At 66.4% G+C, this 22247-nt stretch carries 20 protein-coding genes; 14 read left to right on the top strand and 6 right to left on the bottom strand.

The features are described from left to right. The first annotated feature begins 2 nt into the window (after nt 1–2). From AC3FOF_RS30235 to AC3FOF_RS30215, 5 genes are all read left to right on the top strand, one after another. Nucleotides 3–1244: a Zn-dependent hydrolase gene (locus tag AC3FOF_RS30235; RefSeq protein ID WP_488728690.1), complete on the top strand. Its 1242-nt coding sequence runs from the start codon at nt 3–5 to the stop codon at nt 1242–1244. Nucleotides 1245–1278: 34 nt separating this feature from the next. Next, nucleotides 1279–2778 carry an aldehyde dehydrogenase gene (locus tag AC3FOF_RS30230; RefSeq protein ID WP_488728689.1) on the top strand — a complete coding sequence of 500 codons (1500 nt, stop codon included), beginning with the start codon at nt 1279–1281 and terminating at the stop codon, nt 2776–2778. 253 nt (nt 2779–3031) lie between these two features. Continuing rightward, a complete protein-coding gene (locus AC3FOF_RS30225) occupies nt 3032–3610 on the top strand; it encodes a hypothetical protein (protein ID WP_276265953.1) in 579 nt (192 codons plus the stop codon). A gap of 144 nt (nt 3611–3754) precedes the next feature. Continuing rightward, nucleotides 3755–4249 carry a MarR family winged helix-turn-helix transcriptional regulator gene (locus tag AC3FOF_RS30220; RefSeq protein WP_017228696.1) on the top strand — a complete coding sequence of 165 codons (495 nt, stop codon included), beginning with the start codon at nt 3755–3757 and terminating at the stop codon, nt 4247–4249. A 93-nt stretch (nt 4250–4342) separates the two neighbouring features. After that, nucleotides 4343–5746: an amidase gene (locus AC3FOF_RS30215; protein ID WP_276265952.1), complete on the top strand. Its 1404-nt coding sequence runs from the start codon at nt 4343–4345 to the stop codon at nt 5744–5746. Between the two features lie 61 nt (nt 5747–5807). On the opposite strand, the gene AC3FOF_RS30210 is transcribed toward AC3FOF_RS30215, so the two are convergent. Continuing rightward, the gene (locus AC3FOF_RS30210) at nt 5808–6710 is read right to left on the bottom strand and encodes a LysR family transcriptional regulator (RefSeq protein WP_017225887.1); all 903 of its coding nucleotides are present in this window, start codon (nt 6708–6710) and stop codon (nt 5808–5810) included. Nucleotides 6711–7031: 321 nt separating this feature from the next. Here AC3FOF_RS30210 and AC3FOF_RS30205 point away from each other — a divergent pair, with 321 nt between their 5' ends. The 3 genes from AC3FOF_RS30205 (at nt 7032) to AC3FOF_RS30195 (ending at nt 10373) form a co-directional block, all read left to right on the top strand. Then, the gene (locus tag AC3FOF_RS30205; RefSeq protein ID WP_488728688.1) at nt 7032–8015 is read left to right on the top strand and encodes a hydroxymethylglutaryl-CoA lyase; all 984 of its coding nucleotides are present in this window, start codon (nt 7032–7034) and stop codon (nt 8013–8015) included. Nucleotides 8016–8024: 9 nt separating this feature from the next. Continuing rightward, entirely contained in the window at nt 8025–9314 is a 1290-nt protein-coding gene (locus AC3FOF_RS30200) for a CaiB/BaiF CoA transferase family protein (RefSeq protein WP_488728687.1), read from the top strand. A gap of 69 nt (nt 9315–9383) precedes the next feature. Beyond that, nucleotides 9384–10373, top strand: a complete 990-nt coding sequence (locus AC3FOF_RS30195; protein ID WP_488728686.1) for a Bug family tripartite tricarboxylate transporter substrate binding protein — start codon at nt 9384–9386, stop codon at nt 10371–10373. A 196-nt stretch (nt 10374–10569) separates the two neighbouring features. On the opposite strand, the gene alr is transcribed toward AC3FOF_RS30195, so the two are convergent. The 5 genes from alr to AC3FOF_RS30170 all read right to left on the bottom strand — a co-directional run bounded on the left by alr (nt 10570) and on the right by AC3FOF_RS30170 (nt 16520). After that, complete coding sequence (gene alr, locus AC3FOF_RS30190) at nt 10570–11736, bottom strand: alanine racemase (protein ID WP_017229405.1); 1167 nt, start codon at nt 11734–11736, stop codon at nt 10570–10572. A gap of 121 nt (nt 11737–11857) precedes the next feature. Beyond that, nucleotides 11858–13279: an N-succinylarginine dihydrolase gene (gene astB, locus AC3FOF_RS30185; RefSeq protein WP_488728685.1), complete on the bottom strand. Its 1422-nt coding sequence runs from the start codon at nt 13277–13279 to the stop codon at nt 11858–11860. Continuing rightward, nucleotides 13272–14312 carry an arginine N-succinyltransferase gene (gene astA / locus AC3FOF_RS30180; RefSeq protein WP_488728684.1) on the bottom strand — a complete coding sequence of 347 codons (1041 nt, stop codon included), beginning with the start codon at nt 14310–14312 and terminating at the stop codon, nt 13272–13274. Before astA ends, astB begins: the two co-directional genes overlap by 8 nt. Before the next feature lie 49 nt (nt 14313–14361). Then, complete coding sequence (locus AC3FOF_RS30175) at nt 14362–15384, bottom strand: arginine N-succinyltransferase (protein WP_017229402.1); 1023 nt, start codon at nt 15382–15384, stop codon at nt 14362–14364. A 173-nt stretch (nt 15385–15557) separates the two neighbouring features. Continuing rightward, a complete protein-coding gene (locus AC3FOF_RS30170) occupies nt 15558–16520 on the bottom strand; it encodes a helix-turn-helix domain-containing protein (protein WP_276265945.1) in 963 nt (320 codons plus the stop codon). Between the two features lie 409 nt (nt 16521–16929). Between AC3FOF_RS30170 and AC3FOF_RS30165 the strand changes: the two genes are divergently transcribed. The 6 genes from AC3FOF_RS30165 to AC3FOF_RS30140 all read left to right on the top strand — a co-directional run bounded on the left by AC3FOF_RS30165 (nt 16930) and on the right by AC3FOF_RS30140 (nt 22187). Continuing rightward, on the top strand, nt 16930–17718 hold the full coding sequence (locus tag AC3FOF_RS30165; RefSeq protein WP_488728683.1) for an ABC transporter substrate-binding protein: 789 nt from the start codon (nt 16930–16932) through the stop codon (nt 17716–17718). Nucleotides 17719–17811: 93 nt separating this feature from the next. Beyond that, nucleotides 17812–19056 (top strand): NAD(P)/FAD-dependent oxidoreductase, encoded by a 1245-nt coding sequence (locus AC3FOF_RS30160; protein WP_488728682.1) that lies wholly within the window; start codon nt 17812–17814, stop codon nt 19054–19056. 66 nt (nt 19057–19122) lie between these two features. Further along, on the top strand, nt 19123–19809 hold the full coding sequence (locus AC3FOF_RS30155; protein ID WP_017229398.1) for an ABC transporter permease: 687 nt from the start codon (nt 19123–19125) through the stop codon (nt 19807–19809). After that, nucleotides 19806–20522 carry an ABC transporter permease gene (locus AC3FOF_RS30150; protein ID WP_488728720.1) on the top strand — a complete coding sequence of 239 codons (717 nt, stop codon included), beginning with the start codon at nt 19806–19808 and terminating at the stop codon, nt 20520–20522. The genes AC3FOF_RS30155 and AC3FOF_RS30150 overlap by 4 nt, the downstream gene beginning before the upstream one ends. 86 nt (nt 20523–20608) lie before the next feature. Next, complete coding sequence (locus AC3FOF_RS30145) at nt 20609–21364, top strand: ABC transporter ATP-binding protein (protein WP_488728719.1); 756 nt, start codon at nt 20609–20611, stop codon at nt 21362–21364. Nucleotides 21365–21521: 157 nt separating this feature from the next. Next, a complete protein-coding gene (locus AC3FOF_RS30140) occupies nt 21522–22187 on the top strand; it encodes a helix-turn-helix transcriptional regulator (protein ID WP_035815178.1) in 666 nt (221 codons plus the stop codon). The last annotated feature ends 60 nt before the right edge of the window (nt 22188–22247 follow it).

Here is a 22247-nt window from a genome sequence, read left to right as displayed (position 1 = left end):
AGATGAATACGCTGGCAATCAATGGCGACCGGCTGTGGCAATCGTTGATGGATCTCGCGGCGATCGGCGCCACGCCCAAGGGCGGCAACGCGCGCCTGGCGCTGACCGCGCTGGATGGCCAGGGCCGCGACCTGGTCACCGGCTGGATGCGGGAAGCCGGGCTGAGCGTGACCGTCGACAAGGTCGGTAACATCTTTGGCCGCAGGGCAGGGCGCAACGACGCGCTCGCGCCGGTCATGACCGGCAGCCATATCGACACGCAGCCCACCGGCGGCAAGTTCGACGGCTGCTATGGCGTGCTGGCGGGGCTCGAGGTCATGCGTACCCTCAATGACCACGGCGTTACCACCGAAGCGCCGCTGGAAGTGGCGATCTGGACCAATGAAGAAGGCTCGCGCTTCGTCCCGGTGATGATGGGTTCCGGCGTGTTTGCCGGGGTCTTCCCGCTGGAGACTGCGCTGTCCGCCACCGACACCGAGGGCAAGCGCGTGGCGGATGAACTGGCGGCCATCGGCTATGCCGGCGATGCCGAGGTCGGCCGCGGGATCGGCGCGTACTTCGAGGCCCATATCGAACAGGGGCCGGTGCTCGAAGCGCAGGACAACGTGATCGGCGTGGTGACCGGGTCGCTCGGCCTGCGCTGGTATGACGTCACCGTGACGGGCATGGAGGCGCATGCCGGCCCTACGCCGATGCCGCTGCGCAAGGATGCCCTCTACGGCGCCACCTTCCTGATGCAGGAAGTCATCCGGATCGCCCATGACTTCGCGCCGCACGGACGCGGCACCGTGGGGGTGGTCAATGTGCATCCGTCGTCGCGCAATGTCATCCCGGGGGCGGTCAAGTTCACGGTCGACCTGCGCCACCTGGATCCGGAGCGGTTGGCGGAAATGGACGCGCGCCTGCACGCCGCCTGCGCGGCGCTGGCCGGCGGCACGACCACCGGCACGGCGCTGGATGTCGTCGTGGAGGATGTGCAGTACTTCGCGCCGACGCCGTTTGCGCCCGAACTGATCCGCCACGTGCGCGAGGAAGCCATGGCGCGCGGCTATACGCACCAGGACATCGTGACCGGCGCGGGCCATGATGCCGTCTATATCGCGGGCATCGCACGGACCGCGATGATCTTCGTGCCGTGCAAGGACGGCATCAGCCACAACGAGATCGAAGACGCCAAACCGGAGCACCTCGAGGCTGGTGCCAACGTGCTGCTGGGCGCCATGGTTGCGCAGGCCAACGCCTGAGCGTGCCGGACACAATGAAAACCAGGAAACTACGATGAGCGATTTACGAGATCTCGCCTACTGGCGCAGGCAGGCGGAAGTCGTGCCGGTTCGTGCGCAGGCATATATCGATGGCCGCTGGACCGACGCCGCCGACGGCGCCACCTTCGAGACCGTCAACCCGGCAACGGGTAAGGTGCTGGCGAGCGTGGCGGCTTGCGGCGCCGCCGACGTCGACCGTGCCGTGGCCGCGGCGCGCAAGGCGTTCCAGTCGGGCGTCTGGTCGGAAATGCCGCGCAGCGCCCGCAAGGCCGTGCTGGTCAGGCTGTCGCAACTGATCGACGCGCACCGCGAGGAACTGGCGCTGCTGGAAACGCTCGACATGGGCAAGCCGATCGCCGAAACGCTGCAATACGACATTCCCGAGGCCGGCCGCACCTACGCCTGGTACGGCGAAGCCATCGACAAGATCTATGACGAGATCGCGCCGACCGGCCCCGGTGTGCTGGCAACGATCACGCGCGAGCCGCTGGGCGTGGTGGCCGCGGTGGTGCCCTGGAACTATCCGCTGCTGATGGCCAGCTGGAAGGTGGCGCCGGCGCTGGCGGCGGGCAACAGCGTGGTGCTGAAGCCTGCCGAGCAAGCGCCGCTCACCGCGCTGCGGCTGGCGGAACTTGCCGAGCAGGCCGGCATTCCGGCGGGCGTCCTCAACGTGGTGCCGGGCCTGGGCGCTGCCGCCGGGCAGGCGCTGGGCCGCCATCCGGACGTGGACTGCATTGCCTTTACCGGGTCCACCGCGACCGGCAAGCGGTTCATGGAGTATTCCGGCCAGTCCAACCTCAAGCGGGTCTGGCTGGAGTGCGGCGGCAAGTCGCCGCATATCGTCTTCGACGATTGCCCCGACCTGGACCGTGCCGCGCAGGCGGCGGCCATCGGCATCTTCAGCAACCAGGGCGAGATCTGCATTGCCGGCTCGCGGCTCTACGTGCAGAGCGGCATCTATGACGCGTTCATGGAGAAGCTGGAAGCGCATGCCGCACGGATGCAGCCGGGCGACCCGCTGGACCCCGCCACCGCCATGGGCGCCATCGTCGACGGCGCGCAGCTGCAGCGCGTGATGTCCTACGTGAAAAGCGGCGAGGACGAAGGCGCCCGCCTGCGCGCGGGCGGCAGGCGCGCGCACGCGGACAGCGGCGGCTTCTATATGCAGCCGACCATCTTCGAGTGCCCGACGCAGTCGCTTACCATCGTGCGCGAGGAAATCTTCGGCCCGGTGCTGGCGGTGACCCGCTTCGAGACGGAAGACGAGGCCATCCGCATGGCCAACGATTCGCCCTATGGCCTGGGTTCGGGGCTGTGGACCGCCAGCCTGGCGCGCGCGCATCGCGTTTCGCGCAAGCTGCAGGCGGGGCTGGTATGGGTCAACTGCTATATGGACAGCGACGTGACGGTGCCGTTTGGCGGCGTCAAGCAGTCCGGTTCGGGACGGGACAAGTCCTTGCACGCGCTGGACAAGTACACGGACCTGAAGACGACCTGGATCAGCCTGGCGTGACGATCCACGACGAGGATCGGCGAACATCGCCGTAGCAGGCTACAACCGAGAGCCGGCAGCCTTCATGCGAAGCGTTGCCGCCACCGGCCGGAAGCGACGCTGCCGCAACGCAGCTTGCTCCGGCTTTTTTATTCACCGGTTTCCGGCGCATTGCGTATCGCCGGCTCTCGCCAGGGAGAATCTACAGGGACCCATCCGCTATCATGCCGGGCTTTGTTCCCACGCGCATTCCTGAACGGCAGAGGAGAGAAGGATGAAGAGGCGGAATATGGTGCTGGGCGTGCTGGCGGCGGCGGTCTTCGTGCCAGCGTCGATATTGGCGTTCGTCAAGCCATTGCGGGCGGCGGCGCCTCAGTTCGTGCCGGGCGTGCACTGTGTCGACAGCGGGATCTGCATCGATGACATGAGCCGCCTCGAGCAGGCGCGTACCCTCTACTCGGCGGCGGTCGATGCCACCTCTCGCAAGGTTGGCCCTTTCCACAAGCCGCCAAGCGTTGTCTTCTGCGCGACGAACGCATGCCGCGAGGATTTTGGCCTGGGCAACAGGGCCGCGGCCGCCGTGGCCGACTGGGGTGTCGCCATTGCGCCCCGGGGCTGGAAGCCCTATTTCGTTGTCCACGAGCTGATTCATTTCCGGCAAGCGGAGGAACTCGGGAACATTGCCCTGTTGCGCAAGCCGAAGTGGCTGATCGAAGGCATGGCCTATTCGCTGAGCGATGATCCCCGCCGGCCGTTGACCCAGCCGTTTGAAGATTGGCGAAGCCGGTTCGAAGCATGGAACGCTGCACGGGGGGATGCCGGCTTGTGGCAGGCGGCGGATCGGGTGGAATAGGCGGGGTGGAGCGGCCGGCAAAGGGCTGAGGCATCCCCGGCATCCTCCGGCCCATCTCGGGCTAGGTGTTTGTACTTAGTTGCAACGATCAACTATTGCTAAGAGAATTTATTGTCGATATCGACTAAATTCTCGAAGCCCGCCATGTCCGCCTCCGATCACCCCATCCTCGAATACCTGTCGTTCCGACTCGATCGGCTGAGCGAGCTGAGCAAAGCGGCGGGTTCGAAATACTACGAAGACGAGTTTGGCGTCACGGTGCGTGATCTGCGCGTGCTGCGGCTGGTTGCGCTGGAGCCGGGGCTGACCCTGAGCCGGCTCATCGAACTCTCCTTGCTCGAGAAGACGCAGGTGTCGAAGCTCGTCAGCGCGCTGGTGCGGCAAGGGCTCCTGTGCCGGCAGATCGGCGAACTCGACGCCCGGCAGATCAATCTCTTCCTTAGCGCCGAAGGCGAGCGCATGGTGAAGCGGACCTACGAGCGTGGCAACACGCTCGAGAAAGCACTGCTTGCCACGCTGACCGAAGCCGAGCTCAAGACCTTCAACCGCTGCATCGACAAGCTGACGGAGACGCTCGAGCGCCGCGCGCAGGGCGCCGCCGGCGAGCCGGGCAGGGTCGGGCGGAAGCGGGCTGCCTAGTTTCTTCATGCCCCTGGATAGCCACCCATGCGCTATCCGGCCGGGGCTGCCAATCCGGTGCCGGCTGACGCACCTTCACCCAGGGATGACACCATGACAACTGCCCTTAATGAACTGAGCGCCACGACGCTGCTTGACCTCTACGCCAGCAAGGCGTTATCGCCGGTGGAGGTGACGCAAGCCGTGCTGGCCCGCATCGATGCATGGGAGCCGCATATCCATGCGACCTACGCGCTCGACGCGGAGCGCGCGCTGGCGATGGCGCGCGAGTCCGAGGCGCGATGGCTGCGCGGCGCGCCGCAGGGGGCGCTCGACGGCGTGCCGGTGACCATCAAGGAAAACCTTGCCACGCAAGGCGTGCCGACGCCGCTGGGCTGCGCCGCGACCGAGCTGATTCCGGCTGCGAAGGATGCTCCCCCGGCTGCGCGCCTGCGCGAAGCCGGCGCCGTGTTCGTCTGCAAGACCACGATGCCGGACCTCGGCATGCTTGGCGCCGCCATGTCCAGTTTTCACCCGCTGACGCGCAATCCATGGAACCTCGGGCGCAATCCGGGCGGCTCCAGCTCGGGCGCGGCGGCGGCGGCGGCGGCCGGCTATGGCCCGCTGCATGTCGGCACGGACATCGGCGGTTCGGTGCGCGGGCCGGCCAATTTCTGCGGCATCTTCGGTTTCAAGCCCAGTCTTGGCCGTATTCCGATCGATCCGCCTTATACGGGGCGCGCTGCCGGCCCCATGACGCGTACCGTGGCGGATGCCGCGCTGATGATGAACGTGCTGTCCCTGCCTGACGCGCGCGACCATATGAGCCTGCCCTACCAGCCCATCGGGTGGAGCCGGCTGGAGCGCAGCCTCAAGGGCCTGCGCATTGGCCTGTGGCTCGAACTCGACTGCGGCATCCCGGTCGATCCGGCAGTGCGCGAAGCGGTGGCGCAGGCCGCCAGGGCATTCGAAGCGGCCGGCGCGGTGGTCGAACCCATCCGCTCGTGGATCGAGCCGGGCATGCTCGAGGGCGTCGGCGCCTTCTGGTCCATGCGCACGCGCATGGACCTGGCTTCGCTGCCCGAGGCACGGCGCGCCAAGGCGTCTGCCTTCATCCAGTGGGCGGCGCAAAGGAGCGGGGACTTTACCGCCGAGCAGGTCTACAAGGCACAGGCGCAGGGCCTGGCGCTACGCGCGGCGACCGTGGCCGCCACGCGCGATTTCGATTATGTGCTTTCCCCTGTGTTTCCCCAGCCCGCGTTCGGGGCGGAACAGACGCATGTGGCTTACGAGGGCGTCGAGCCCATTCACCAGGCAAGCTTCACCGTCGTCTACAACTTCTCCGAGCAGCCCGCGGCGTCCGTCAACTGCGGGTACGCGGCAGATGGCCTGCCGATCGGCCTGCAGATTGCCGGACGGCGCTTCGACGATCTTGGCGTTCTGCAGATGGCGAGGGCCTGGGAGCAGATGCGTCCCGCGCAACGGCCCTGGCCGCAGCTGCCGGCGGCGACAGCCTGAGCGTGCCGGGGCGGCGGGTTGATTCCGCGCGGATTGCTCCGCCGCTGAATCCGAGCGGCCGTCAGGCCGCTGCCTTCCGTACCAGATAATCCACCAGCAGTCTTGCCGCCGGCGACAGGCTCGCCTCGTCGCGCAAGCAGATCGCGAAGCGGCGCTGTGCCCACACCTCCGTGAGCGGGATCGCCTGTACGCCAAGACCGGCGGAAATCGGTTCAACCACCTCGCGGGGCATGATCGCCAGGCCGAGATTGGCGCGCACGCAGCGCAGGGACGCATCGAAGGAGGAGACCACGACCCGGTAGGACATCGGCTTGCCGATGATGGCCGCGGCGCGCGCCAGCATGGTGTGCACCGCGGTCTGCCCGGGCAGACCGATGTGGTCGAACGCAAGGGTCTGCTCGAAGGAACAGCCCGCCTGGCGCGCGAGCGGATGCGAAGGGTGCACGATGGCTGCCAGGGCATCGCCGCGGTAGGGGCGGGTCTGGAATCCTTCGAGATCCGCGGCATCCCAGCAGATACCCAGCGGCGCGGATCCTTCGCGCAATGAGCGGACGAGGTCGCGGCTGAGGCTCTCCTCGACGGTGACGCGGATATCCCGATGCTCGGGCACCTGCAGGAAGCTCGCGATATCGTCGGGCAGCGATTCGGCCATGCACGAGACGGTGGCCAGCAGGCGGACCTGCCCCTTGATGCCGGTGCCGTAGTCGGCCATGTCGCGCTCCACGCGGTCGGCCGCGGCCAGCATGGCGCGCGCGTGCTCAAGCAGGATCTCGCCAGCCGCGGTCGGGATCACCCCGCGCCGGCGCCGCTCGAACAGCGTGGCGCCTACGGTGTCTTCCAGTTGCGCCAGCCGCTTGCTGATGGCCGAAGCGACGATGTGCTGCTGCTCGCCGGCACGCGCCATATTGCGTGTCTCGCAAACCGCGACGAACAGGCGCAGTGAGGTCAGGTCAAGATCGCGCATCGAGATCTTTCAACGTTGAGGGGCGTGGTCAGGGTTTCCGATCTGGAAACTTGGTGCCGCCATCTTAGCGCTTCCTTACTGGTCCCGGAATCCCTGAAGTGGGCCCAGACGGGGTGGCAAGACGCTATCCGGCGTCCGCTGCGCCGAATACCGCCAACAGGTCCGGGGCGACTGCACAGGCTTTCCGATCTGGAATGCTAGCGCTTCCTCTTTACCGCTTCAGGCTTGGGTTGGAACGGCATAGAGTGCCAATGAGCGCCATGAGCGCGATGCGTGCCTATGCCAGGCCGAAACACGGGCATCCGAGGGGACACAGACAAAATGACAAGGCTCACTGAGCTGGCGCCGCGCCGCGCCGTGATCCGCGAGGTTGGATTGCGCGACGGGCTGCAGAGCATCGCCACCATCCTGCCGACTGCCGCCAAGCGCGAGTGGATCCAGGCGGCCTATGCGGCGGGCCAGCGCGAAATCGAAGTCGGCTCGTTTGTCCCGGCGAAGCGGTTGCCGCAGCTTGCGGATACCGCGGAACTAGTGGACTTTGCCAGGTCGCTGCCGGGACTGTTGGTCTCGGTGCTGGTGCCGAACCTGCGGGGCGCGGAGAACGCCATTGCCAGCGGCGCTGACCTGATGCTGGTGCCGCTGTCCGCCAGCCACGCGCACAGCCTGGCCAATCTGCGCAAGACCCCCGGCGAGGTGGTGGCCGAAGTGGCCAGGATCCGTGCCGCCCGCGATGCGGCCGGCTCCCGGACCCTGATCGAAGGCGGCGTGGGCACGGCCTTCGGCTGCACCATCCAGGGCTATGTGGATCCGGACGAGGTGCTGCGCCTGATGCAGGCCTTGCTGGATGCGGGTGCCGATCGCGTCAGCCTGGCGGACACGGTGGGCTACGCCGACCCCGCCATGGTGCGCAGCCTGTTCGAACGTGCCTCGGCGATTGCCGGCGAGCGCTTCTGGTGCGGCCATTTCCACGACACGCGCGGGCTTGGCCTGGCCAACGTCTATGCCGCGCTGGAGGCCGGGGTGACCCGCTTCGATGCCTGCCTCGCGGGGATCGGCGGCTGCCCGCACGCCCCCGGCGCCAGCGGCAACGTCGCTACCGAGGACCTGGCCTTCCTGTTGGAGAGCATGGGTTTCGAGACCGGCATCGATATCGGCCGCCTGCTGGCATTGCGCGCGCGCGTGGCCGGCTGGCTGACGGATGAAACCCTGCATGGCACGCTGTGGCGCGCCGGCCTGCCCAAGACATTCCCTGCGTCGCTTGCCGATGCGGCCACCGCCACCGAGACCACCGGCGCCAGCGCCTGAGAGCGAACCATGAGCACGGAACACACCGAACACACCGAACACACCGAACACACCGAACACACCGAACACACCGAACACACCGAACACACCGAACACACCGAACACACCGAACACACCGAACACACCGAACACACCGAACAAACTGCACACGCCGAGCATGCCGCCTTGCCGCTCGCCGGCGTTCGCGTCGTCGAGTTCACCCATATGGTGATGGGCCCGACCTGCGGCATGGTCCTGGCGGACCTGGGCGCTGAAGTCATCAAGGTCGAGCCGCCTGGCGGCGACAAGACCCGCAACCTGCCCGGCCTTGGCATTGGCTTCTTTCGCTCGTTCAACCGCAACAAGAAGAGCGTTGTCATCGATATCACCTCGCCGCAGGGACAAGCCACGGCGGCGGAACTGGTTGGCCAGTGCGATGTGTTGCTGGAGAACTTCCGTCCGGGGCTGATGGAGAAATGCGGGCTCGACTATGCCACCTTGTCCGCCAGGTTCCCGGGGCTGATCTACGTGTCGCACAAGGGCTTCCTTCCCGGCCCTTATGAAAACCGCCTGGCGCTCGACGAAGTCGTGCAGATGATGGGGGGGCTGTCCTACATGACCGGCCCGAAGGGCCGCCCGCTGCGCGCGGGCACCTCGGTGAACGACATCATGGGCGGCATGTTCGGCGCCATCGGCGTGATGGCCGCCTTGCGCGAACGCGACCGTACCGGCAAGGGGCAGGAAGTGCAGAGCGCGCTGTTCGAGAATTGCGTCTTCCTGTCGTCCCAGCATATGCAGCAGTTTTCGATGACCGGCGAGCCGCCGCCGCCGATGCCGTCCCGCGTCTCCGCCTGGAGCGTCTACGACGTGTTCACGCTGGCCGACGGCGAGCAACTGTTTATCGGCGCCGTCAGCGACAAGCAGTTCAACACCTTGTGCGACGTGCTGCAGCGCCCAGACCTGGCTGCCGATCCCGAACTCGCGACCAACGCCGTGCGTGTTGCGGTACGGCCGGCATTGCTGGAGCGGCTGGGCGCGATTCTCAAGGCGCATCGGGTGGAGACCCTCTCGCCAAAACTCGAAGCCGCCGGCATTCCCTACGCGCCCATCATGCGCCCGGAGCAGTTGCTGGAGGATCCCCACCTGAGAGCCAGCGGCGGCCTGGTTCCGATGCAGATCGACGACGGCGGAACGACGGATGTGGTGCTGCTGCCGCTGCTGATGGGTGGGCGCAGGCCCGGCGTGCGCATGCCGCTGCCGGGCATCGGCGAGCACAACGACGAAATCCTGTCAGCCCTGGGCACGCGGGCCCAGGGCTGAATATTGCCGCCTTGCCGCGTGGCCCTGGACGGCCACGCGGACCAGGACGATAACGATACGGAGACAGACATGGCATTCCCCCTTTCGCGCCGGGCAGCACTCGGCATGGCCGTCTCGGCCGGGGCACTCACGCTCGCCTGGCCGGCCGGCACCGCGCTGGCCCAGGGCTCGGGCCGGCCGCTGCGCCTGATCCTGCCGATCAGCGCCGGCTCCGGCGTGGACGCGATCGCACGCGCCGCCGGGCCTGCGCTGGGCAGGAGCCTGGGCCAGCCGGTGGTGATCGAGAATCTGCCCGGCGCCGGCGGCATTACCGGCGCCACGGCCGTAGCCAGGGCCTCGCCCGACGGCACGACGCTGGGGCTGTTCTCCAACAACCACGTCATCAATCCCAGCGTGTACAGGAAGTTGCCGTTCGACGCGATCAGGGACTTCACGCCCATCAGCGTGATCGGTTCGACGCCGCTGGTGCTGGTGGTCAACGCCAGGGTCCCGGCGAAGAACGTGCAGGAACTGGTTGCGCTCCTCAAGGCCAGGCCAGATGCATTCAACTATGCATCGTCGGGCAACGGCACCATTCTCCAGCTTGCAGCCGAAATGTTCCTCGACGAGGCGCACGTCAAGGCCCGGCACGTTCCCTATAAGGGGACCGGGCCAATGATCACCGACCTGATCGCCGGTCAGGTCGAGATGGGCGTGGTGGCGCTGAATGCCGTTGCGCCGCATCTGAAGAACGGCACCCTGCGCGCGATCGGACTGTGCGGCGCGACGCGCTCGCCCGCCGCGCCCGAGATTCCCACCATCGCCGAGCAAGGGTTGCCGGCTTATGCCGTCGAGGGCTGGTTCGCGGTGGTGGGCCCCGCCGGGCTTGCGCCGGCCGAAGTCAAGCGCCTTCAGGCCGCATTCGCGAAGGCGTTCACCAGTCCGGATGTCCTGGACGCCATGAAGAAGCAAGGCAATACGATCAATCCGGGAACGCCGGAGGCGGCCGCCAGGTTCTTCCAGAGCGAAGCGGCGCGCTATGCGGCCTTGGTCAGGAAGGCCAATGTGAGCCTCGAGTAGGCGCCACGTCCGGGCGAGGGGCGGTGGTGCCGCGGTGTTCGGGCTGCGGCGTGCGCCGCCTCGACGTCATCGGGCACGCACGCCGAAGGAGGCCGCGCAGGCCAGGCATGAACCCCTTGCGAGAGGTGTTGGGGCCGCCGGCGGAGAACCGATCTGCGCATCGGAGGCAGCGCAGCGGCTGAGCCGGGACCCGCTGCTATCGGCCGGGTGACTGGAAAGATGCCGGGAGCGCGTCTCCCGTGCCTGGCTGCCCGGAGCGCGTCGCAATCTTGCTGACGGAATTGCCCCAGCCAACGCAGAGGTCTGGGTAAATCGTGCCGGAGATGGCTTCGATGTCCGCCACATCGATCCGGCCGTCGCCTTGCCGGCCGCAGAGGACAACCTCGTCGCCGGGAAAGACCGCTTCGCACGCGGTCACGTCGACCATCAGGGTATTCATCGTCACCCGCCCGACCACCGGAAACCGCTTGCCCCGGATCAGGGCGAATCCCTTGTTGGAGAAGGCCCGTCGGTACCCGTCCGCGTAGCCGATCGGGATATTGGCGAGCCGGGAGTCGCGCTCCAGGGTGAGGGTGCGGTCGTAGGCCACGGTGTTGCCGGCGGGGTAGGCGTTCACCGAAGCCACGCGGGACTTCAGGCTGGCGATGGCCTGGAACGCCGGGTAGGCGGGCATGCAGCCGTACAGGATGGCGCCCGTTCGCACCATGTCCAGGTGGCTGCCAGGCACTTCCAGGGTGGCGAAGGAGTTGGCGCAGTGCAGTTGCACGCGGGCGCGGTCCAGCCCCGCGTTCTCGACGATCCAGCCGGCTTCCTCGCGGAAGCTGGCCAGCCCGCGCTCCACGTCCGCGACATCGCAGACCGGGAAATGCGTCATGATGCCAACCACTTCCAGCTTGGCGAGCGCCGCCGCCGCGAGCGCCTTGCGGCGTTCCTCGGGGGCCTTGAGGTCGAAGCCGTTCCGGCTCATCCCGCCGGAGTTCAGCTCGAGATGCACCCGCACCGAACGCCCGCGGCGCCCGGCGATCTCGTTCATCTTGTGCGCGTACTCGAGATTGCCGGCGATTTCCTCCAGCCGGTATTGCAGGCCATCCTCGATTTCCACCGGCGTGGCCGCGCGCACGCGCAGCAGCCGGCCACGAAAGCCTGCATGGCGGACAATTTCCGCCTCTTCGTTGCTGGCGATGCCGATCGATGCAACGCCGAGCGCTATCGCCGAGGCTACCAGCAGGGCCATGCCATGCCCGCATGCATCGGCCTTCATGACCGCGCACATCTCGGTCCGGGGGCCGATCAGCGCCTGGATGCCGCGAACATTCGCTTCGAACTTGTCGAGATCGACTTCAAACCACGCGTTGCTTTCCATATGAACTCTTGTTTCCTGATGTGGCGATGGCCGGATGCGGCGCGTACGAAGCCGCACCGCATCGGGCGGTGATGGAGTGGAAATGGTTGGAATGGCCGGGTGGCCGTGTGCGGGCGCGCTGTCAGTCCACGGTGTAGAACCCCGGCAGATTCAGGATGTGTTCCAGCTCGTGCAGCGCCACCCGGATTTCATCCAGCAGTTGCGGGTCGCGCAGGTCGTCGGGCAGCAGGCGGTCGCGGTAGTGGCGGGCGACCCACGCAACCAGCGTGTCGTGCAGCGCTTCGCTGAAGAACACATGGCTGCCAATGGAGGCCGCTTGCGCGGCGTCCAGCACCACCCGCAGGCGCAGGCAGGCCGGGCCGCCGCCATTGCGCATGCTTTCGCGCAAGTCGAAGGACAGGACTTCGGCAATCGGCGCCCCGGGTGCCGACAGTTGCTCCAGATAGGTCCGGCACGCGGCATTATCCTGGCACTCGGCGGGCACGACCATCAGCTTGCCGCCGTCGGGAGCGCAGAGCAGCTGGCTGTTGAACAGGTAGGTGGCAACGGCGTCCTGCAGCGAGAGCTGGTCTTCGGCTACGCGGATGCAATTGAGCGCCAGGCCGCTTGTGTCGCAGGCCCTGGTCAGCGCAGCGATTGTGCCGGGCTCGTCATCGAAGGCGGCCTGGTGATAGAACAAGGTATCCAGGTGCCCGACGGCGATCACGTCGCTGTGAAAGACGCCGGCATCGATTGCCACCGCCGATTGCCGCGCATGGACCGTCCGTGCCGGGTCGAGCCGGTGCAGCCGGGCCACGGCGCGGCTGGCTTCGGCGTACTGGCGGGGAGCGAACCTGCGCGGGGCCGCGTCCGCGGCGGCGAAAGCGTCTTCGCCGTGGACGAAGAACTGGACGCCGGGCTCTCCATGGGCGCGGGCAAAGCGCGTATGGTTCGCCGCGCCTTCGTCGCCGAGGGCGGCAACGCCGGGAAGGGCGTCGTGCACGGCGAAATGCTGCTCGTTGCTGAAGATCTGACGGAGCAGCCGCGCCGTGTCCGGATGCTCGAGCGACCGGTGCAGCTTGGCGCTGAGATTGGCCGGGGTGAAATGGACCTTGCCGTCGGCGGAGTCCGCCGCAGGGCAGACCGTGGCGGCGTTGGCGGTCCACATCGACGAAGCGGAGTAGGCCGCCGACAGCAGTTGCGGCTCCAGCTGTGCAGCCTTGGCAAGCACCGCCGCGTCGCTGCCGTTGAAGCCGAGCGCCCGCAGCAGCCGCAGGTTCGGCCTGGCGAGCGGTGGCAGCACGGCCTGGGGAATGCCCCGGCGGTGCAGGGCCAGCATCTTCTCCAGGCCCTGCAGCGCCGCCTTGCGCGGATTCGCGGCAGTGCCGCGATTGCGCATGGAGGCGACATTGCCGGTGGCGAGGCCCGCGTGGTGGTGGCTGGGCCCCACGAGTCCGTCGAAGTTGAACTCTTGCGCGCGCGGTCTGCCTCCTGCGCCAAAGCTCCCTGCCAGCGTGAACGGATCGTCCGGTAGCTGGCCTTGCGGATCGCGATGGTTATCCATTGAGCTTCTCTCCCGGCTTGAGCGTGACGACGCGGACGGGGTCGCCGGCGTTGACGGCGAGCGCCTCGCGCTCTTCGCCGGTCAGCGGCAGGCTGCCAAAGGCGGGCGCCGAATGGCTGACGATGGCGCGGAAGTCGCCGCGCCTGGTATTGCCGACCAGCACCGGGTGCGCGCCGGCGGGTTCGCTGCCCGCTGCCGGGCGGGCGATCGCGAGCATGCTGTCCTTGGTGATGCGCAGATGCTTGACGTGCCCCTGGACCACCGGGCCGGCATCGAAGATATCCACCAGGCCTTCGTAGTCCAGGCCCTCCTGTTCCAGCATGCGCCGCGCGGGCTCGGTATCGGCGTGCGCGCGGCCGATCACCGCGCGCGCTTCGTCGCTCAGGAAGTCGGTGTAGATGGGAAAGCGCGGCATCAGCTCCGCGATAAACGACTTGGCGCCGCCGCCGCTCTTGTCGTCGGCCACGGAGAAATCCATCTTGAAGAAGTGCTTGCCGAGACTCTCCCAGAACGGCGCAGTGCCGTCCGGGCGGAGGAATCCCCTGAGCTCGGCGCAGATCACCTCGGGAAGCAGGTCGATAAAGCTGGCGGCGAACAGCAGGCGGCCTTTCGACAGCAGTTTTCCGTTGTTGCCGCTGCGGTAGGCGGGGTCGAGGAACAGGGTGCAAAGCTCGGCGCAGCCGGTGAGGTCGTTCGACAGGAAGAGCGTCTTCTTGTTGGAGTAGACGCCGATCTCGCGGCAGGAATGCACCAGTTGGCCGAGGCGGAAGCTGTAGAACGCATCTTCCAGGCCCACCGCGGCCTTCAGGGCGCTGACGCCGCAGACCTGGCGGGTTGCCGTGTCTTCGAGGACGAAGACATAGTCGCATTGCTCGGGCGGCAGTTCGCCGCTGAACGACGCCTCGGCGGTGGCGATGCGCTTGCCCAGTACGGCGGCATCCGCCTTGAGGGTGGTCATGCCGGGGCCAACCTTCTGCGCCAGCGAGAGCAGGGCGGGAAGGTGGGTGGCATGGATTGCGCGTAGAACGATCATGCGGGCTCCTGGGGGGGCATCACAGTGTGTCGCGCTGTGTCTGGCCGGGTCATGCGGCCGCCACGATGACGGCATCGCCGGGCGAAACGCGCAATGATTCCAGCGTTCGGGCGGCAAGGGAGATCCTGCCCCGGTCCAGCTCGACCACGCCGCTGGCGATGGTGCAGCGGAACGTGGCCAGCGGGCCGGTGGAAGCCACCAGGCAGGTCTCGGCGGGCTGGTTCCCGGCGTCAAGCCCGGCGGTCAGCGTGCGGGCGGTGGCGAGGGTCTGCAGGCGGGATGCGTGGGCTTCCAGCACCGGGCCGCCGTCGAAGATGTCGACATAGCGCTCCGCCTCGAAGCCTTCCGCGCTCAGGATGTCGAACGGATAGGTGGCAGCCGGGTGCAATTGGCCGATCACCTCCCGGGCCTCGTCGGGCAGGAGGGAAACGTAGACGGGGTAGTGCGGCATCAGTTCCACGAAAAGCGTGCCGTTGCGGGCACCCTGCACCACGCGTTCGGCCGACAGGTAATCCATGTTGAAGAACTTTCGCCCGATCGCATCCCAGAAAGGCGATGAATGATCCGCGCGGGTCTGGCCAGCCAGGCAGACGAAGAACTCGTCGGCGAAGCGCCGCCGGTCGGCCGCCGCCAGCATCAGGCGCGAGCGCGACAGCAGGGGGCCCGCCCAGGCGTCTTCCCCGGGCGCATCCACCAGGAAGCCGGACAGTTGCGAATGCGCGGTGAGATCCGAACTCAGCGTCAGCACATGCACGTTGTTGCTGATGCCAAGATCGCGCGACACATGGTGGATGACGTCGTTCCGGTAGGAGAAATAGGCGCCCGCCGCGCCGGCGGTGGCCGAGATGGACGCGGCACCGGCCAGCGTGCCGTCAGGGCGCTCCAGCACCATCTGGTAGCGTTCGTCTCCCGGCATGTCGACGGATCGTGCCAGGGCTTCGGCGCAGCGCGAGACGGCATCGTCGATACGCTCGCGCGTGCGGGGCAGCGTGTGGACGTGCGGGGTCGCGCGCTGTGCAAGTGCAAACAGCGCGGACGCATCCTTTTCAACGGCGGGGCGGGCTATCCACATGGTGTTCCTGCATAAGTCACGATGAGCCGCGATCGGTCGCGGTGAATCTGCCTGTGTGGCTGGCCTGGCAGCGTCCCGAACTGTACGTGCTGCGGGACGCCGCTCAATCCACGGATGCGACGTCGCATTTCAGATCTGCGCCGTCATGGCTGAAACCGGCTTCGCCGAACGGCTCAGGCCTCCGGGCGGAGAATCCGCTGCCTCTCCTCGCGCGGGGTCAGCCCAAAGACCGTCCGGTAGGTCGTGGAAAAGTGCGGACCCGACGAGAAGCCGCACATCAGGCCGATCTGCAGCAGGGAATGGCGGGATTCCCGCAGCAGCCGGCGCGCCCTGGCCAGGCGGATGTCCAGGTAATAGCGCGACGGCACGGCATTGAGGTGCTGCTTGAACAGCCGCTCCAGCTGGCGCCGCGACACGCCGACCAGGCGTGCGATTTCCTCCGCCTGCAGCGGCTCCTCGATATTGGCTTCCATCAGCGCGACCGCCTCGGACAGCTTGGGCGTCAGGCCGCTGAACTGCGTCTGCAGCGCAACACGCTGGCGCTCGGCTGGTTCGCGGATGCGCTCGATGCACAGCATGTCCTGGATGGTGCTGGCCAGTTGCGTGCCGAGCGTATCGCGCACAAGACCCAGGGCCAGGTCGATGGCAGCCGTGCCCCCGCAGCAGGTTGTCCATTTGCCCGTGTGCTCGATGATGGCCGGCGACAGGATGGCATCGTCCGCCGGCGCGTCCAGCACCATGGCGTCATGCCAGTGCAGTGCGACGCGCATGCCGGCTGACCAGCGGGTCTGCAGCAGCCACAGCACCGCCTTGCCGATCACGCATACGTAGGTGGCTTTCTCGATCAGTTCGTCGAGCCGGCCGGAGGGCGCGCCCGGGCTGTACGGCTGCGGCTGCTCCCACAGGATGAGCACATCGCAGGGCGGGCAAGCCCCGGTTTCCGAAGCGATCGCCGTGGAAACACGCATGCCGTGATTGCTGCCGAGTGCCTGGGCAAGCTGCAGGATGCGGTGCAGGAACGCGATCTCCGCGGGCAAGGGGGCGCTCCATCCGTAAAGCAGCACGTCCATGCCGGTTGCCCCGAGCAGCTTGCGCCAGGGGGGGCCGCCAACAGCGGCTTCTATCCTCGCGCTCATGGTTCCTTGTTCCTTTGCTTCTTTGTGCCGGTGGGCGTGCCCGGGCCATGCATGGGCCGATGTCGGCGACGCACCCGCAATCCATCCTAATCAAAGTCCCGGCCGCGGGTAAGGGCCAATTTCCCGGTCCGGTATAAGGCCACGCCTTGCGCGGGACCGGCGACGGCGTGAGCCGGTACCGGATGCTAGCGTATACCCGATTGTCCATAATGGAAATTGTGTCTATATTTCGTTTCCGCGTCAGGCCAGCATATCGCCAAGCCGCGCAATACCGGGTTCGGCCGATTCCATCCGCCAGGAGAAATCGCGGCGAACGTCGATCCACAGCCTGACAGGCCTGCGGCGCCCTTGGGTGTCAGGTGCTTCCAGGGAGCCGCGAGGCTCGCAAGACATCGGAGATGCAAACGCTATGAAGTGGAATATGAAGCTCTTCCTTGGACTGATCGTATCGGGTGCGATGCTGTCGTCCGCCAGTGCCCAGCCGCCCCAGGTCCTGCGCATGGGCCTGAACCCGACCTACCCGCCGTTCGAGAGCAAGTCGCCGTCGGGCGATCTGCAGGGTTTCGACATCGATGTGGGCAACGCCATCTGCAAGAAGCTGAACGTCAAATGCGTGTGGGTGGAGAACGACTTCGACGGACTGATTCCCGCGCTGCAGGCGCGCAAGTTCGATGTCGTGAACTCGGCCATGAACATCACCGAGAAGCGCAGGCAGATCATCGATTTCACGCCGCCGCTCTATATCGTGCCGATCCAGCTGGTGGCAAGGCGCTCGGCGAAACTCCAGCCGACCGTGGAGAGCATGAAGGGCAAGACGGTTGGCGTGATGCGCGGCACGACCCAGGAAGCCTATCTGCAGAAGCACTGGGCCAAGGCCGGCGTCGAGGTCGTCTCGTACCAGGACCAGGCACAAGTGTTCGCCGACCTGATCGCCGGGCGTATCGATGGCGCGGTCCAGGAGTCCCAGACCGCGCTGGACGGCCTGCTGGGGAAGCCCGAGGGACGCGATTTCGACTTCGCCGGCCCGGCCCTGGTCGACCCCGCCACGCTTGGCGTGGGCACCGGCCTTGGCACTCGCAAGGGCGACGACGCGTTGCGGGAGAGGCTGCTCGGTGCCATCGCCGCGCTGAAAAAGGACGGGACGCTGTCGGCGCTGTCCAACAAGTACTTCAAGCGCGACATCATCGTCAAAGAGTAAGCGGGGCGGGCCCGGCTGCAGGCCGGGCATTGCCGCCGCTCGGGACCGGTGCGGCGGAGTACGGCGGAAGGCGTTGATTTTCGGAGTGTTGGCGTGGATGCAGATGTCGTTGTTATCGGAGCCGGGATCGTCGGCGTCAGTGTTGCGGTTCACCTGGCGCAGCGTGGCCGCAAGGTGATCCTGGTGGACAAGCGGGCTCCCGGGGAAGAAACCAGCTTTGGCAACGCGGGGCTGATCGAGCGGGCGTCGGTGGTTCCCTACGGTTTTCCGCGGGACCTGGCGACGCTGGTCCGCTACGCGGGCAACCGGCAGACTGCCCTGCGCTACGACGCGCGGGCGTTGCCGTCGTTCCTGCCGTGGCTGGCGCGCTATTGGCATCAGTCCGCGCCAAAGCGGCTGGCGCGTGCGAGCCATGACATGCTGCCCCTGATAGCGCACAGCGTTTCCGAGCATGACAAGCTGATCGCGCTTGCCGGCGTGCAGCCCCTGGTCAGATCCGGCGGATGGATCGAGGCGTTCCGCACCCCGGAAGCCTTTGCGCGGCGCCGGGCCGTTTGCGAACCGCTGGCCTTGCGCTACCGGCTGGACATGAAACTGCTGGACAAGGCGGCGCTGGAACAGACCGAGCCCGGTCTCGCACCTGGCTTCATCGGTGCGATTCACTGGGTGGATCCGAAGTGTGTGACGGACCCGGGCGAGCTGACAAAGGGCTATGCCTCGCTGCTGCAGTCCATGGGCGGGACGATCGTCCGGGCGGCTGTCTCGCAGCTCGCGCAAAGCGGGGGCGCCTGGCGTGTGCATACGGACAGCGGGGAGATCGCGGCCAGCGAAGTGGTCATCGCGCAGGGGCCGTGGTCAACCCAACTGATCGCGCCACTGGGCTACCGCATTCCGCTTGTGGGCAAGCGGGGGTATCACATGCACTATCGATCCGAAGCCGGTACCGCCCAACGGTTCCCGATCGCCGACTGCGAAGTCGGCTATGTGATCGCGCCAATGGAAAGAGGCCTGCGGCTGACGACCGGGGTCGAGCTTTCGTCGGATTCGTGCCCACCGACCCCGGTCCAGCTGGAGCGGGCGGAGCGCAAGGCGAAGGGGATCTTCAGGCTGGGCGAGCGGCTGGACGCGCAGCCGTGGATGGGGCGCCGGCCTTGCACGCCGGACATGCGGCCCGTGATTGGCGCGGCAGGGCGGCACAAGGGGCTTTGGTTTGCGTTCGGGCATAACCACCACGGCCTGACGCTGGGTCCGGTCACGGGGCGGCTGCTGGCGGAAATGATGACGGACGGCAAGCCCTTTACGGACCCGGCGCCGTACAGCCCCGGGCGCTTTGCATAGCGGAAGCAGAAGAGCCGGGTGTTGGCCGGGGCGCCGGCCACAGACACAGGATGACAGGAGTTACCAATGCTGCATGGATATGGCTGGGTGATAGCGCTAGGGACTTGGCAGACCGTCAAGCTGGCGCTGCTTTCCCTCTTGCTGGCGGTCGTGCTGGGCTTGCTTGGCGCGAGCGCCAAGGTGTCCAGGGTCGCCGCCCTGAACAAGGTTGCGTCGGTCTATACGACGCTGATACGCGGCGTGCCCGACCTGGTGCTGATGCTGTTGCTGTTCTACAGCATCCAGATGTGGCTGAACCGGATGACGGACTATATGCAGATCGACCAGGTCGATATCGATCCCTTCGTGGCCGGTGTGATGACGATCGGCTTCATCTACGGCGCCTACTTCACCGAGACGTTCCGCGGCGCGTTCATGTCGGTGCCGGCGGGCCAGATCGAGGCCGGTGTGTCCACCGGCATGAGCGGGCTGCAGGTGTTCCGGCGCATCCTGTTTCCGCAGATGATGCGCTTTGCCCTGCCGGGCATCGCGAACAACTGGCAGGTGCTGGTCAAGGCCACGGCGCTGGTCTCGCTGATCGGGCTGACCGATCTGGTGAAGGTCGCGCTGGATGCCGGCAAGAGCACGTTCAGCATGTTCAACTTCATCCTGATCGCGGCGGTCATTTACCTGGCGCTGACGTCCGTCTCCAACCTGGTGCTGGTGTGGCTGGGCAAGCGCTATTCGCTCGGCGTAAGGGAGGCAAGAATCTGATGGACCTGCTACTCGAATACTGGAAGGCTTACCTCTACTCGGACGGCGCCAGGATGACCGGCCTGGCCATGACGCTGTGGCTGCTGGTCCTGTCGCTCGCCATCGGCCTCGCGGCCGCCGTGCCGCTGGCCGTCGCGCGTACCTCGTCGTGCCGTGCGTTGTCGATGCCGGTCCGCCTCTATACCTACCTCTTTCGCGGTACGCCGCTGTACGTGCAGCTGCTGCTGATCTACTCGGGAGTGTACGGGCTGTCCGTGGTCAGGGACGCGGACCTGCTCAACCAATTCTTCCGCAACGGCTTCAATTGCACGGTGCTGGCATTCGGCCTGAATACCTGCGCCTATACGACGGAGATCTTCGCGGGGGCGATTGCGAGCACGGCCTATGGCGAGGTGGAGGCGGCGAAGGCCTACGGCATGTCGCGCCTGACGCTCTACCTGCGCGTGATCCTGCCCTCGGCGCTGCGCCGCTCGCTGCCCAACTATGGCAACGAGGTCATCCTGATGCTGCACGCCACGACGGTTGCCTTCGTCGCCACCGTTCCCGATCTGCTCAAGGTGGCGCGTGACGCCAATGCCGCGACTTACTGTTCGTTCGAGTCCTTTGGCTTTGCCGCCGTGCTGTACCTGATCGTCTCGCTCGCAATCGTTCACCTGTTCCGCCGCGCGGAGCACAAATGGCTCGCTTTCCTGCGGCCCGTGGAGAAAAAATAATGCCCTCATTGGCCATGAAGTCAAAGGTGGAAGAATCGGCGCGCCACGCGCCTGCCGCACAGGATTCCCAGGCGCGCGCCGCGCTGATGGCAAGCGATATCCATAAGAGCTATGGCAGCCATCAGGTGCTCACCGGCGTCTCGCTGCGTGCCGTGCCGGGCGACGTGATCTCCATCATCGGCTCGAGCGGCTCCGGCAAGAGCACCTTCCTGCGCTGCATGAACTTCCTCGAGCAGCCGGATGCCGGGCAGATCGTGGTGAATGGCGAGCAGGTCCGGATGCACACTGGCAAGGACGGCAAGCGCCGCGTCACGGACGCCAGGCAGTTGCGCCAGATTCGCACCAGGCTGGCGATGGTCTTCCAGCATTTCAATCTCTGGTCCCATATGACGGTGCTGCAGAACGTCACGGAAGCGCCGCAGCACGTGCTTGGGGTGAAGAAGAAGGAAGCGCAGGAGTGGGCGGCCCATTGCCTGAGCAAGGTCGGCCTGACCCAGCAGGCCATGAGCGCCTACCCGGCGCACCTCTCGGGCGGGCAGCAGCAGCGCGTCGCCATTGCCCGCGCCCTGGCCATGCGTCCCGACGTGCTGCTGTTCGACGAGCCGACCTCCGCGCTGGACCCGGAACTGGTGGGCGAAGTGCTGAAGGTGATGCAGCAACTGGCCGCGGAAGGGCGCACCATGGTGGTGGTGACCCATGAAATGGGCTTCGCGCGCTCGGTGTCGACGCAGGTGATGTTCCTGCACAAGGGCAAGGTCGAGGAGACGGGCGCCGGCGAGACGCTGTTCTCCAATCCGCAGTCGCCGCGGCTGCAGCAATTCCTGTCGAGCAACCTCAAGTAGCGCAGGCGTTCCTCCGGGGGCTACCGCTCGGCAGGCAGCGGCGCCATCATCAGGTATCGTTCGAGGTTTTGGCACCCATGCAGCACGATGCGGACATGGAGAGGGGCGCGCAGCGCGCCCCTCGGGGCCGGGCCAGAGATACCAACGGGGAACGACAATGAGGAAAGCCAGGGATACGACAAGGAGAGCGATGCTGCTGAAGCGCTATGCGCCCATTGCGGACAGCATTTCCACGCTGTTTTTTCCATATGCCGAGGTGGTCATCCACGACACGACGGACCGTAAGGTCATCCATATCGCAAACAATCTGTCGCGGCGCGAGGTGGGCGACGATTCGTCGATCGATGAACTGGATATCAACGCCAGCAAGAAGATCTACGGGCCCTATGAAAAGCTGAACTGGGACGGCCGGCGCATGCGGTCGATCAGCGTCACGATCGATGGGGAAGACGGCAAGCCGGCAGGCGTCATGTGCGTGAATTTCAATATCGCCGTGTTCGAGGATATCGGTGCCGCGCTGGAACTGTTTGTAAAGGGGGTTGGCGTGGCGTCCCGTCCGGTCGACCTGTTCAAGGACGACTGGCAGGAGCGCATCAATATCTTCCTGCACGAATGGCTGCAGAAGCGCCAGCTGGCGCTGAACACGCTGACCCGCGACCACAAGCGCGAACTGGTGGAGGCCCTGTACGCGGAGGGCGCGTTCAACGGCAAGAGCGCCGCGAACTATGTGGCGACGATTCTGGGCATGGGGCGGGCTACCGTCTACAAGCACCTCAAGGGGATGCGCGAGGATGCCGACGCGGCGCTGGATGCGATTGGCTAGCGCGGCTGCGGTGGATCCGCTCGCACGGAAGTTAGACGAATCAGTTTTATCAACGCAATC

Source organism: Cupriavidus sp. 96C5-1 (assembly GCF_057798855.1).
The sequence above is the reverse complement of the archived record's forward strand: the minus strand, read 5'-3'. Positions and strand labels throughout refer to the sequence as shown.